Genomic DNA, 12,466 nt, shown 5'->3' with positions numbered 1-12,466 from the left:
GGGCGGAGCGGGTGACGGTCCGCCGCCGCCCCGGCTACAGCGCCCCCGTGAGGAACTGCGCTTCTCCGTGTCCGAAGGACCAGTCGGCATCCCCGTTCTCGGTGATGCTCACCACGAGGTCGGCCCCCTCCACGCCGACCCGCTCGTGCAGGGTGCGCGCCAGGCTGCGATACAGGGCCACCTTGGCCTCCTCCGCCCGTGCCTTCGAGGCGACCCGCACCATGACCAGCTTCTCGCTGCGGTCGATCCCGAGGCCCGTGTCGAGGGCGACGAGCTCGAACGGCTCGTGCTGGGTGAGGATCTGGTAGCGGTCGGTCGAGGGGACGTCGAACGCCTCGACGACGGCATCCTGGACCGCGTCGAGGAGCGTGCGCAACTGCGTCTCGTCGTAGCTGCCGCGGACGGTGTCGATCATGACCAGGGGCATGGCGTGGCCTTTCGTGAGGAGGGTTCCCGACGCCCACACGGTAGTCATCGGCGGTGTGACGAGCGGGCGCTTGACTTCGACGACCCGCCCGCTCTCCCCGAACCCGTCCAGCCGCGCCCGCGTAGACTCTTCGGGTTCGCCAACGACACAGGAGCGGCATGAAGATCACCGGCCTCGGCCACGCGGGAATGTTCATCGAGACGCGCGGCGGCAGCATCATCTGCGACCCCGTCCTCGGTCCGAGCTTCTTCGGCTCGTGGTTCCCGTTCCCCGACAACCGCGCCCTCGACTGGGAACGTTTCGGCAAGGCGGACTTCCTCTACATCTCTCACCGCCACCGCGACCACTTCGACCCCGCCCTGCTCGAGCGGTACGTGTCGAAGGACATCGCGGTGCTGCTCCCCGAGTACCCGACCGACGACCTCGAGCAGGACCTCGTCGCCCTCGGCTACACGAACCTCGTCCGCACCGAGGCGGGCGTGCCGCTGCAGTTCGGCGACCTGAAGCTCATGGTGACGCCGCTGCGCGCGCCCTCCGACGGACCCATCGGTGACTCTTCGCTGTCGGTCGACGACGGCACGGCATCCGTCCTCAACCAGAACGACTCGCACCCGCTCGATCTGGAGAAGCTGTTCGACTTCGGCAAGCCCGACGCGTACTTCACCCAGGTCTCGGGGGCGATCTGGTGGCCCATGGTCTACGACTTGCCCCAGGATGCCAAGCAGAACTTCGCGCAGCTCAAACGCGACGCCCAGAACAAGCGCGCGATGTACTACATCGAGAAGGTGGACGCCGAGCACGTCTTCCCCATGGCCGGTCCGCCGATGTTCCTGCGCGAAGAGCTGTTCCGCTACAACGGCACGGGCCTCGAGAACGACTCGATCTTCACCGACCAGCGCGAGTTCCTCGCGCACATGAAGGAGCAGCGCCCCGACCAGAAGGGCTACCTGTTCCTGCCCGGTACCGAGGTCGAGGTGCAGGGCCCCGATGTCACCGTGACGCAGACGCTCTACACCGACGACGAGATCGAGCGCGTGTTCGGCGACAAGTGGAACTACCTCGCCGAGCAGCGCGACAGCCGCCAGGGCGAAATCCAGGCCGAAGAGGCCTCGCGCGCCGAGATCCTCCCGCCCGCGGAGATGCTCGCCGCGATCAAGGAATGGTGGGAGCCGCTGCTGCGCCGCGCCCGCACCATCCGCAACGGCGTCGGAGGAGCAGTGCGCTTCCGCATCGGCGAGCTCGACCTGGTCGTCGACTTCCCCAAGGCCAAGGTGCGCGAGTACGCCGGCGAGGAGTGCATTTACTGGTACACGATCCCCGCCGACCTGGTGTCGACGAACATCCGCGACCACGAGATCGACTGGTCGAACTCGATCTTCCTGTCGATGCAGTTCGAGGTGGGTCGTTCGGGCAAGTTCAACGAGTTCCTCACGACGTTCCTCAAGTGCCTCTCGCGCGACCGCATCGAGTACGTCGAGAACTGGTACGCCGAGCAGTCGGATCAGACCGAGGACGCCGAGATCGGCGACTGGACCGTGCAGCGCCGCTGCCCGCACCTGCGAGCCGACCTCACCAAGACCGGCAAGATCGAGGACGGCGTGCTCACCTGCTCGCTGCACGACTGGAAGTGGGACCTCGAGACGGGTCGGTGCCTCACCACGACCGGTCACCCGATCCGCTCGTCGCGCGTGCGCACCACGCCGAGCGGGGAGCGCGCGGCTGCCGAGGTTGCCGCGGGCTGACCCCGCGCCGAGGTCACACGATCCGCACGAGAGCACACGCTGCGCCGGAGCTGAAGCCTGTGATCTCGGCCCGATCGTGTGATCTCACGCGCTCAGCCCGCCGCGCCGCCCCTGCGACGGACAGCGCCACCCGCTAGACTGATGGGTGAACCACAGCAACCTTTAACCCCGTCCCGTGAGGCGGAGAAGGGAGCGGCGGATGAATACGCGCACCGTCATGCACGATGCCGATATCGCCCGCGCTTTGACGCGCATCTCGCACGAGATCCTGGAGTCCAATAAGGGACCGGAAGGACTCGTCCTCCTCGGCATCCCGACCCGCGGGGTCACGCTCGCGAACCGGATCGGCCCCTTGGTCAGCGAGTTCGGCGGCGTTCAGGTCCCCGTCGGCTCGCTCGACGTGACGATGTACCGCGACGACCTGCACCGCAACCCCACGCGGGCACCTCGCAAGACCGAGATCCCCGCCGGCGGCCTCGACGGCAAGGTCATCGTGCTGATCGACGACGTGCTGTTCTCGGGCCGCAGCATTCGCGCCGCCCTCGACGCCCTGCAGGACATCGGCCGCCCCGCCGCCGTGCGCCTGGCGACGCTGATCGACCGCGGCCACCGAGAGCTGCCGATACGCCCCGACTTCGTGGGCAAGAACCTCCCGAGCGCCCGCGACGAGCGCGTCAACGTTCGTCTCGCCGAGATCGACGGCATCGAGGAGGTGACGATCGAGTCATGAGGCACCTGCTCGACACCCAGCACCTCTCGCGCGCCGCCGCGCTGGAGATCCTCGACGTCGCCGAGGACATGGCCGACACCCAACGCCGTGAGGTCAAGAAACTCCCGACGCTGCGCGGCAAGACCGTGGTCAACCTCTTCTTCGAGGACTCCACACGCACCCGCATCTCGTTCGAGGCCGCCGCGAAGCGCCTCAGCGCCGACGTCATCAACTTCTCCGCCAAGGGCTCCAGCGTCAGCAAGGGCGAGTCCCTGCAAGACACCGCGCAGACGCTCCAGGCGATGGGAGCGGATGCCGTGGTCATCCGCCACGGTGCGTCCGGGGCTCCGCGCACGCTCGCGACCTCCGGCTGGATCAGCGCGGGCGTGGTCAACGCCGGCGACGGCACGCACGAGCACCCCACCCAGGCCCTGCTCGACGCGTTCACCATCCGCAAGCGCCTGTTCGGCGCCGACAGCCGCGGCCGCGGCCTCGACGGCATCCGGGTGACGATCGTCGGCGACGTGCTGCACTCGCGGGTCGCCCGCTCGAACGTCTGGCTGCTGCACACCCTGGGCGCGCACGTCACGTTGATCGCTCCGCCGACGCTCGTTCCGCAGGACGTCAGCGGCTGGCCCGTCGAGATCGATTACGACCTCGATCACGCGATCGCGGCCGGACCCGACGCGCTCATGATGCTGCGCATCCAGCTCGAGCGCATGTCTGCGGCGTATTTCCCGACTGAACGGGAGTATTCGCGCCGGTACGGCCTCGACGCGCGGCGACTGGACGCGCTGCCGCCCGCTAGCATTGTCCTGCACCCCGGTCCGATGAACCGAGGTCTGGAGATCTCCGCCGAAGCCGCCGATTCGCCTCGTTCGACGGTGCTCGAACAGGTCACGAACGGCGTCTCCGTGCGGATGGCCGTGCTGTACCTGCTGCTGGCAGGGGAACGGCCCGACACCGAGAAAGAGGACCTTCGATGAGCCACGCCACCCCCCAGACCCTTCTGGTCCGCGGCGCGCGCGTCGAGGGCCGGGATGCCACCGACCTCCTCGTCCAGGACGGGGTCATCGCCGAGACGGGCATCGGCCTGTCGCACGCGGGCGCCACCGTCGTCGACGCCGACGGGCTCATCGCCCTCCCCGGCCTGGTCGACCTGCACGTGCACCTGCGCGAGCCCGGGTTCGAGGCATCCGAGACCGTCCTCACGGGATCCCGCGCCGCCGCCGCCGGCGGATTCACGACGGTGTTCGCGATGCCGAACACCTCGCCCACCGCCGACACCGCCGGCGTCGTCGAGCAGGAGCTCGCCCTCGGCGAGGCCGCCGGCTACGTGCACGTGCAGCCGATCGGCGCCGTCACCGTCGGACAGAAGGGCGAGCGCCTCGCCGAGCTCGGTGCGATGGCCGACTCCCGCGCGCGCGTCCGCGTCTTCAGCGACGACGGCTTCTGCGTCTTCGACCCGCTCATCATGCGCCGAGCGCTCGAGTACGTGAAGGCGTTCGATGGGGTCGTCGCCCAGCACGCTCAGGACCCGCGCCTCACCGAAGGCGCCCAGATGAACGAGGGCGCCGTCTCGGCCGAGCTGGGCCTCACCGGCTGGCCGGCGGTCGCCGAGGAGTCCATCATCGCCCGCGACGTGCTGCTCGCCGAGCACGTGGGCTCGCGCCTGCACGTGTGCCACCTCAGCACCGCGGGCTCGGTCGACATCATCCGCTGGGCCAAGAAGCGGGGCGTGAACGTCACCGCCGAGGTGACCCCGCACCACCTGCTCCTGACCGACGAGCTCGTGCGCGACTACGACGCCCGCTACAAGGTCAACCCGCCGCTGCGCCGCGAGGAAGACGTGATGGCCGTGCGCGAGGGCCTGGCCGACGGCACGATCGACATCGTCGCGACCGACCACGCCCCTCACCCCGCCGAGGCGAAGGCCTGCGAGTGGGCGGCCGCCGCGAACGGCATGGTGGGGCTCGAGAGCGCCCTGCGGGTCGTCCAGCAGGCGATGGTCGACACCGGTCTGCTCGACTGGGCCGACGTCGCACGCGTGCTGTCGAAGACCCCGGCGCGCATCGGCCGCCTCGATGGACACGGCACGCCGATCGCCGCGGGGCAGCCGGCCAGCTTCACGCTCTACGACCCGCGCCCGTCGCGTACCTTCGCGGTGTCCGACCTGCGCGGCCGCAGCAAGAACTCGCCCTACCTCGGGCGCGAACTGCCGGGCGAGGTCCGCTGGACCGTGCGCGCCGGCATCCCCACCGTCGCCAAGGGCGCGCTGCTCGACGCACCGGGGGAGCTCGCGTGACCCGTGAGGGAGCCCTCCTCGTCATCGCCGGGGTCGCCCTGCTCGCCCTCGTCGCTCTGGCGTGGGCCTGGATGCGACGAACGCGGCGCGATGCGCGCTACTCCGCCCCGGTGGGGGAGCTGCCCGAAGGCGCCGTCGACACGGCGACGTTCTCGGGGCTCTACGTCGCCACGACCCGTCACGACGAGCCGCTCGAGCGCCTCGCCATCAAGGGTCTCGGCTTCCGCTCCCGCGTGGACGTCACGGTCACCACGGCCGGCGTCGCCCTCGACCTCCCGGGCCAGCCCCGCATCGCGCTCACCCGCGACCGTCTCGTCGACGCCGGTCAGGCGACCGTCGCCATCGACCGCGTGGTCGAACGCGACGGCCTCACCCGCGTGACCTGGCGCATCGACGACGGCACGCTCGTCGACACCTATCTCCGACCCCAGGATGCCTCGGCGAAAGCCCTCGCCGACGCCATCCGCCCCCTCACCTCGACAGGAAGCGACGCATGACCGCCCTGATCACCACCGAGCCCGCCGTCCTCGTGCTCGAAGACGGCACCCGCTACACCGGCCGCGCGTACGGCAAGCGCGGCGAGACCCTCGGCGAGGTCGTCTTCGCCACCGGCATGACCGGCTACCAGGAGACGATCACAGACCCGTCCTACGCCGGACAGATCGTGCTGCAGACCGCCCCGCACATCGGCAACACCGGCGTGAACGACGAAGACCCGGAGTCGCGCCGCATCTGGGTCGCCGGCTACGTCGTGCGCGACCCCTCGCGCATGGTGTCCAACTGGCGCGCGAACCGTTCGCTCGACGACGCGCTCGTCGAGGACGGCATCGTCGGCATCTCCGGGATCGACACCCGCGCCGTCACCCGTCGCATCCGCTCCTCCGGGAGCATGCGCGGCGGAGTCTTCTCGGGCGAGGCGGCGAAGCTGGATGCCGAGGAGCAGCTGCGCCGCGTGCGCGAGGCCCCGGGCATGGCGGGCCGCAACCTGTCGGCCGAGGTCTCGGTCAGCGAGGTCGAGGTCACCCCGGCCACGGCCGATCGCATCGGCAACCTCGCCGTGCTCGACCTGGGCGTGAAGAAGTCCACGATCGACAACCTGGCCGCTCGCGGCTTCGACGTGCACGTCTTCCCCCAGTCCGCGACGATCGACGAGATCCGCGCGATCGAGCCCGTCGCGGCGTTCTACTCGAACGGCCCCGGCGACCCGGCGGCATCCGACCACCATGTCGAGCTGCTGCGCGAGGTGCTCAGCGACGGCCTGCCCTTCTTCGGCATCTGCTTCGGCAACCAGCTGCTGGGACGCGCGCTCGGCTTCGGCACGTACAAGCTGCCGTTCGGCCACCGCGGCATCAACCAGCCCGTGCTCGACAAGACGACGGGCCGCGTCGAGATCACCTCGCAGAACCACGGCTTCGCGGTCGACGCCCCGCTCGACCAGGTCATCGACAGCCCGAACGGCTTCGGCCGCGTCGAGGTCAGCCACATCGGTCTCAACGACAACGTCGTCGAGGGCCTGCGCGCCCTCGACATCCCCGCGTTCAGCGTGCAGTACCACCCCGAGGCCGCCTCGGGCCCGCACGACGCCAACTACCTGTTCGACCGCTTCCGCGACATGGTGACCGCGACCCAGGCCCTTCGACAGGCTCAGGGACCGGCCCCCGCGGCTCAGGGCCAGAACGACGCTCAGGACTCGACCCAGGAAGACAACAATGCCTAAGCGCGACGACATCAACTCCGTCCTCGTCATCGGCTCCGGCCCGATCGTCATCGGTCAGGCCTGCGAGTTCGACTACTCCGGCACCCAGGCCTGCCGCGTCCTGCGCGAAGAGGGCGTGCGGGTCATCCTCGTCAACTCCAACCCGGCGACGATCATGACCGACCCCGACTTCGCCGACGCGACCTACATCGAGCCGATCACCCCCGAGGTGATCGAGTCGATCATCGCGAAAGAGAAGCCGGATGCCGTGCTCCCCACGCTCGGTGGACAGACGGCCCTGAACGCGGCGATCCAGCTGCACAAGCGCGGCATCCTCGAGAAGTACGACGTCGAGCTCATCGGCGCCGACTTCGACGCGATCAACCGCGGCGAGGACCGCCAGATCTTCAAGGAGCTCGTCATCGAGGCGGGCGCCGACGTCGCGGCATCCGTCATCTGCCACTCGATGGACGAACTGCTCGCGGGAGCGGAGAAGCTCGGCTACCCGCTCGTGGTCCGGCCCTCGTTCACGATGGGCGGCCTCGGCTCGGGCTTCGCGTACGACGAGGCCGACCTCCGCCGCATCGGCGGCGCGGGTCTGCACGACTCGCCCACCAACGAGGTGCTGCTCGAGGAGTCGATCCTCGGGTGGAAGGAGTACGAGCTCGAGCTCATGCGCGACACCGCCGACAACACGGTCGTCGTCTGCTCCATCGAGAACGTCGACCCGGTCGGCGTGCACACGGGTGACTCGATCACCGTCGCCCCCGCCCTCACGCTGACCGACCGCGAGTACCAGCGGCTGCGCGACATCGGCATCGACATCATCCGCGCCGTGGGCGTCGACACCGGTGGCTGCAACATCCAGTTCGCCGTCGACCCGAAGACCGGTCGCATCATCGTCATCGAGATGAACCCGCGCGTCTCGCGCTCGTCGGCGCTCGCGTCGAAGGCCACCGGCTTCCCGATCGCCAAGATCGCCGCGAAGCTCGCGATCGGCTACCGGCTCGATGAGATCCCCAACGACATCACCAAGGTCACCCCGGCGAGCTTCGAGCCGACGCTCGACTACGTCGTGGTCAAGGTGCCGCGGTTCAACTTCGAGAAGTTCCCCGCCGCCGACACGACCCTCACCACCACCATGAAGTCGGTGGGCGAGGCCATGGCGATCGGCCGCAACTACACCACGGCCCTGCAGAAGGCGCTCCGCTCGCTCGAAAAACGCGGGTCGAGCTTCCACTGGGGCGAGGAGTCGCGTTCGGTCGAGGAGCTGCTCGAAATCGCGAAGACCCCGACCGACGGCCGCATCGTCGTGCTGCAGCAGGCGCTGCGCAAGGGTGCGACGCCCGAGCAGGCCTTCGACGCCACGGCCATCGACCCGTGGTTCATCGACCAGATGGTGCTCATCAACGAGGTCGCGGCGGTCATCGGTCAGGCAGAGAACCTGGATGCCGACACCCTCCGCCTCGCGAAGGAGCACGGTTTCAGCGACGCGCAGATCGCCCAGATCCGCGGTCTGGACGAGGCCGAGGTGCGCGAGTCCCGCTACGCGCTCGACGTGCGCCCGGTCTACAAGACCGTCGACACCTGCGCGGGGGAGTTCCCGGCGCTCACGCCGTACCACTACTCCTCGTACGACGCCGAGACCGAGGTCACCCCCTCCGACCGCACGAAGGTCGTCATCATCGGCTCGGGGCCCAACCGCATCGGCCAGGGCGTCGAGTTCGACTACTCGTGCGTGCACGCGTCGTTCGCGCTGTCGGATGCCGGATACGAGACCGTCATGGTCAACTGCAACCCCGAGACCGTGTCGACCGACTACGACACCTCCGACCGCCTGTACTTCGAGCCGCTGACGCTCGAGGACGTGCTCGAGGTGCTGCACGCCGAGAGCCAGTCGGGCGAGATCCTCGGGGTCGTCTGCCAGCTCGGCGGCCAGACGCCGCTGGGCCTGGCGAAGGGCATCGAGGCCGCGGGTTACACGATCCTCGGCACCAGCCCCGAGGCGATCGACCTCGCCGAGGAGCGGGAGCTCTTCTCGCGCCTGCTCGACGACGCCGGTCTCGTCGCCCCGCGCAACGGCACCGCGATCGACGTCGAGGGCGCCGTTCAGGTGGCGGAGGAGATCGGCTACCCCGTTCTGGTGCGCCCGAGCTTCGTGCTCGGCGGTCGCGGCATGGAGATCGTCTACTCGACCGAGGCGCTGCGCGACTACTTCGTGCGCGTGGCCGACCAGGCGATCATCGGTCCCGGCCTGCCGCTCTTGGTCGACCGCTTCCTCGACGACGCGATCGAGCTCGACGTCGACGCGCTGTTCGACGGCATCGACCTCTACATCGGTGGCGTCATGGAGCACCTCGAGGAAGCCGGCATCCACTCCGGCGACTCCTCGTGCACGCTCCCGCCCGTGTCGCTCGGCCGCACCGAGGTCGATCGCGTCCGCGAGGCGACCCTCGCGATCGCGAAGGGCGTCGGCGTCCGCGGCCTGCTGAACGTTCAGTTCGCGATTTCGGCCGGTGTGCTCTACGTCATCGAGGCGAACCCCCGCGCCAGCCGCACCGTCCCCTTCGTGTCGAAGGCGCTCGGCATCCCGCTCGCCAAGGCCGCCAGCCGCATCATGGCCGGCAGCACCATCGCCGAGCTCATCACCGAGGGACTGCTGCCCGAGCAGGACGGCTCGCGCGTGCCGCTCGACGCCCCCGTGGCGGTCAAGGAGGCCGTGCTGCCGTTCAAGCGGTTCCGCACCGCCGACGGTCACACCGTCGACAGCGTCCTCGGACCCGAGATGCGCTCGACCGGTGAGGTCATGGGCATCGACCGCGACTTCCCGACCGCGTTCGCGAAGTCGCAGGAGGCCGCGTACGGCGGGATGCCGACCTCGGGCACCGTGTTCATCTCGGTCGCCGACGCCGACAAGCGCGCGGTCATCCTGCCGGCGCACCGCCTGCAGGAGCTCGGCTTCGAGCTCATGGCAACCGAGGGCACCGCCGAGATCCTCGCGCGCAACGGCATCCGGGTGAAGGTCGTCGAGAAGTACTCCGAGACGCAGGGCTCCGGCCAGCAGAACGTGGTCGACCTCATCAACGCCGGCGAGATCGACATGATCGTCAACACGCCCTCCGGCGGCACCGCTCGTGCCGACGGCTACGAGATCCGCGCGGCCGCCGTGGCCGCCGACAAGGCGCTGTTCACCACGATGGCCGTCCTCGGCGCCGCGGTCAGCGCCCTCGGCGCGATGAAGGACGGATTCGGGGTGCGCAGCCTCCAGGAGTACGCCGTCGACCGCGCGGGGCGTCTGTGAGCGAGACCTTCGGGCAGCGGCTCAGCATCGCCCTCGACCTGCACGGCGCCCTGTGCGTCGGCATCGACCCCCACGCCGCCCTGCTGTCGGCGTGGGGGCTCGACACCACGGCCGAGGGCGCGCGCGACTTCGGTCTGCGGGTGGTCGAGGCCGCCCGCGGCCGGGTCGGCGTGGTCAAGCCGCAGGTGGCGTTCTACGAGCGCTACGGCTCCCGCGGGTTCGCCGCCCTCGAAGACGTGATGGCCGCCGCGCGCGACGCGGGGCTCCTCGTGATCGCCGACGCCAAGCGCGGCGACATCGGAACGACCATGGAGGGCTACGCCCACGCGTGGCTCGAGCCCGGTTCGCCCCTCGAAGCGGATGCCGTGACCCTGTCGCCGTACATGGGGGCCGACTCGCTGCGCGACACGCTGTCGCTCGCCGTGAACCACGGCAAGGGCGCGTTCGTGCTCACCGCGACGAGCAATCCCGAGGCCCGCGCTCTGCAGAGCGCGATCGTCGACGATGAGCAGGCCGTCGGAGACCATGAGCACGTCGCCGCCCGCGTGGCGCACGATGTGAATCAGGCGAACATCGGCGCCCCCGGCGCTCTCGGCCCCGTGGGGGTCGTCGTCGGGGCCACGGTGGATCGATCCGCCTTCGGCCTGGGAGACGTGGCCCTGGCAGGTATGCCGATCCTCGCCCCCGGCTTCGGCGCGCAGGGGGCGGCTCCGGCCGACCTCCGTCGCCTCTTCGGCTATGTCGCGAAGGCCGTCGTGGCCAACGAGAGCCGGAGCATCCTCGCGGTCGGGCCCGACCGTCTCGCCGCCCGCATCGACGAGCGCGCTGCGCTCTACCGGGAGTCCCTGCATGGCTGAAACCCGCCGTCCACCCGAGGTCGACCGCGCCGCCGCCTCGCGCCGCGCCGTCGAGGCCCGTCGGGAGCGCGCCGCTCTCAAGCGCGACGTGTCGACCCGTGTCATCTCGCCGCAGGAGCTACTGCGGCGAGGAATGGCCGATCCGCTCTCGCCGGCGGGGGCCATGCGCGTCACCGAGTTCCTGACCGCGATCCCGGCCATCGGCGAGAGCAAGCGCGACCGCATCCTCGCGTCGCTGAACATCTCGCCGGTCAAGCGCCTCGGCGGTCTCGGGACGCGCCAGCGCACGGCGATGCAGCGCTTCCTCGACTCGCGCTGGCCCGAACCCGGACCGCGTGCGGGACGCAGCCGCCTCATCGTCCTCGCCGGCCCGACCGCCGTGGGCAAGGGCACGGTCGCCGCGCACATCAAGGAGAACTATCCCGAGATCCACCTCTCGGTCTCGGCCACCACCCGCGCCCCGCGCCCGGGCGAGGTGGACGGCGAGCACTACTACTTCGTGGACGACGCCGAGTTCGACCGTCTGATCGCCGACGGCGAGCTGCTCGAGTGGGCGACGGTGCACAACCGTCACCGCTACGGGACGCCGCGCGAGCCCATCGAGCGCGTGCTCGCCGAGGGCGGGACGGCGCTGCTCGAGATCGATCTGCAGGGCGCGCGACAGGTGCGCGCGGCCGACCCCTCGGCGACCCTCGTCTTCCTGCTTCCTCCGAGCTGGGACGAGCTCGTCCAGCGTCTCGTCGGACGCGGGACGGAGGATGCCGAGGAGCGCGCGCGACGACTGCGGACGGCCCGCGTGGAGCTCGCGGCCCAGAACGAGTTCGACTACCGCGTCGTGAACGAGGACGTCGCCTCGGCGGCCGCCGACGTCGTGGCCCTGGCCGCCGCGCAGCGCTGACGCGGGCGTTCCCGTTCGGGGCGCGATCTGCGGGTCGGGGCGTGATTTCCTCGCCCCGAGCCGCGGAATTCGCCTCGAACCGGGAGAACCGGACCCGCCCGGCGCCGCTCGGCACAGCCCGAGCCGGCGTCGGCTAGAATAAGAGGATGCTTCGGCGCTCCCGGCGCCGCATCCACCCCATCCCGCCGAACCAGGAGGTTCCCCATGGCCGGACGTGACAAGGGCATCATCGACCCGCCCATCGACGCTCTGCTCGACAAGGTCGACTCGAAGTACCAGCTCGTCATCTACGCGTCCAAGCGCGCGCGTCAGATCAACGACTACTACTCCGATCTGCACGAGGGCAACCTTTTCGACAACGTCGGCCCCCTGGTCGACTCGTCCGTCGAAGACAAGCCCCTCACGATCGCGCTGCACGAGATCCACGAAGACAAGCTGCGCCTTCGCGCCGCGGAGTGATCTGTTCACAGATGTGACGATGCCCCGGACGGCCCGCCGCCGTCCGGGGCATACTTGTGCCCGTTCCCCGAT

The 12,466-nt window shown here is 69.8% G+C and carries 11 protein-coding genes; 10 read left to right on the top strand and 1 reads right to left on the bottom strand.

Features of this window, described 5'->3' with window-relative positions; all coding sequences use genetic code 11:
* Window positions 1-34: 34 nt before the first annotated feature.
* Entirely contained in the window at window positions 35-427 is a 393-nt protein-coding gene (locus tag Q9R20_RS14065) for a tautomerase family protein (protein WP_311249919.1), read from the bottom strand.
* A 158-nt stretch (window positions 428-585) separates the two neighbouring features.
* Here Q9R20_RS14065 and Q9R20_RS14060 point away from each other — a divergent pair, with 158 nt between their 5' ends.
* From Q9R20_RS14060 to rpoZ, 10 genes are all read left to right on the top strand, one after another.
* Window positions 586-2,169, top strand: a complete 1,584-nt coding sequence (locus tag Q9R20_RS14060) for an MBL fold metallo-hydrolase (protein WP_311249918.1) — start codon at window positions 586-588, stop codon at window positions 2,167-2,169.
* 199 nt (window positions 2,170-2,368) lie between these two features.
* A complete protein-coding gene (gene pyrR / locus Q9R20_RS14055; protein ID WP_311249917.1) occupies window positions 2,369-2,899 on the top strand; it encodes a bifunctional pyr operon transcriptional regulator/uracil phosphoribosyltransferase PyrR in 531 nt (176 codons plus the stop codon).
* The gene (locus Q9R20_RS14050) at window positions 2,896-3,864 is read left to right on the top strand and encodes an aspartate carbamoyltransferase catalytic subunit (RefSeq protein ID WP_311249916.1); all 969 of its coding nucleotides are present in this window, start codon (window positions 2,896-2,898) and stop codon (window positions 3,862-3,864) included. Before pyrR ends, Q9R20_RS14050 begins: the two co-directional genes overlap by 4 nt.
* A complete protein-coding gene (locus tag Q9R20_RS14045) occupies window positions 3,861-5,183 on the top strand; it encodes a dihydroorotase (protein ID WP_311249915.1) in 1,323 nt (440 codons plus the stop codon). Before Q9R20_RS14050 ends, Q9R20_RS14045 begins: the two co-directional genes overlap by 4 nt.
* Window positions 5,180-5,680, top strand: a complete 501-nt coding sequence (locus Q9R20_RS14040; protein WP_311249914.1) for a hypothetical protein — start codon at window positions 5,180-5,182, stop codon at window positions 5,678-5,680. The genes Q9R20_RS14045 and Q9R20_RS14040 overlap by 4 nt, the downstream gene beginning before the upstream one ends.
* Window positions 5,677-6,900 carry a glutamine-hydrolyzing carbamoyl-phosphate synthase small subunit gene (gene carA, locus Q9R20_RS14035; protein ID WP_311249913.1) on the top strand — a complete coding sequence of 408 codons (1,224 nt, stop codon included), beginning with the start codon at window positions 5,677-5,679 and terminating at the stop codon, window positions 6,898-6,900. Before Q9R20_RS14040 ends, carA begins: the two co-directional genes overlap by 4 nt.
* Window positions 6,893-10,180 (top strand): carbamoyl-phosphate synthase large subunit, encoded by a 3,288-nt coding sequence (gene carB, locus Q9R20_RS14030; RefSeq protein WP_311249912.1) that lies wholly within the window; start codon window positions 6,893-6,895, stop codon window positions 10,178-10,180. Before carA ends, carB begins: the two co-directional genes overlap by 8 nt.
* Window positions 10,177-11,037 (top strand): orotidine-5'-phosphate decarboxylase, encoded by an 861-nt coding sequence (gene pyrF, locus Q9R20_RS14025; RefSeq protein WP_311249911.1) that lies wholly within the window; start codon window positions 10,177-10,179, stop codon window positions 11,035-11,037. The genes carB and pyrF overlap by 4 nt, the downstream gene beginning before the upstream one ends.
* Window positions 11,030-11,935, top strand: a complete 906-nt coding sequence (gmk, locus tag Q9R20_RS14020; RefSeq protein WP_311249910.1) for a guanylate kinase — start codon at window positions 11,030-11,032, stop codon at window positions 11,933-11,935. The genes pyrF and gmk overlap by 8 nt, the downstream gene beginning before the upstream one ends.
* Before the next feature lie 204 nt (window positions 11,936-12,139).
* Window positions 12,140-12,394, top strand: a complete 255-nt coding sequence (rpoZ, locus tag Q9R20_RS14015) for a DNA-directed RNA polymerase subunit omega (RefSeq protein WP_005055218.1) — start codon at window positions 12,140-12,142, stop codon at window positions 12,392-12,394.
* The last annotated feature ends 72 nt before the right edge of the window (window positions 12,395-12,466 follow it).

Origin of the sequence: Microbacterium sp. PRF11, assembly GCF_031844085.1 — a bacterium.
Classification (GTDB): domain Bacteria; phylum Actinomycetota; class Actinomycetes; order Actinomycetales; family Microbacteriaceae; genus Microbacterium.
The sequence above is the reverse complement of the archived record's forward strand: the minus strand, read 5'-3'. Positions and strand labels throughout refer to the sequence as shown.

Excerpts from the sequence above, each read along its gene's own strand:
- Q9R20_RS14065 (WP_311249919.1), bottom strand. The coding sequence starts at position 427 with ATGCCCCTGGTCATGATCGACACCGTCCGCGGCAGCTACGACGAGACG.
- Q9R20_RS14060 (WP_311249918.1), top strand. The coding sequence starts at position 586 with ATGAAGATCACCGGCCTCGGCCACGCGGGAATGTTCATCGAGACGCGC.
- pyrR (WP_311249917.1), top strand. The coding sequence starts at position 2,369 with ATGAATACGCGCACCGTCATGCACGATGCCGATATCGCCCGCGCTTTG.
- Q9R20_RS14050 (WP_311249916.1), top strand. The coding sequence starts at position 2,896 with ATGAGGCACCTGCTCGACACCCAGCACCTCTCGCGCGCCGCCGCGCTG.
- Q9R20_RS14045 (WP_311249915.1), top strand. The coding sequence starts at position 3,861 with ATGAGCCACGCCACCCCCCAGACCCTTCTGGTCCGCGGCGCGCGCGTC.
- carA (WP_311249913.1), top strand. The coding sequence starts at position 5,677 with ATGACCGCCCTGATCACCACCGAGCCCGCCGTCCTCGTGCTCGAAGAC.
- carB (WP_311249912.1), top strand. The coding sequence starts at position 6,893 with ATGCCTAAGCGCGACGACATCAACTCCGTCCTCGTCATCGGCTCCGGC.
- gmk (WP_311249910.1), top strand. The coding sequence starts at position 11,030 with ATGGCTGAAACCCGCCGTCCACCCGAGGTCGACCGCGCCGCCGCCTCG.
- rpoZ (WP_005055218.1), top strand. The coding sequence starts at position 12,140 with ATGGCCGGACGTGACAAGGGCATCATCGACCCGCCCATCGACGCTCTG.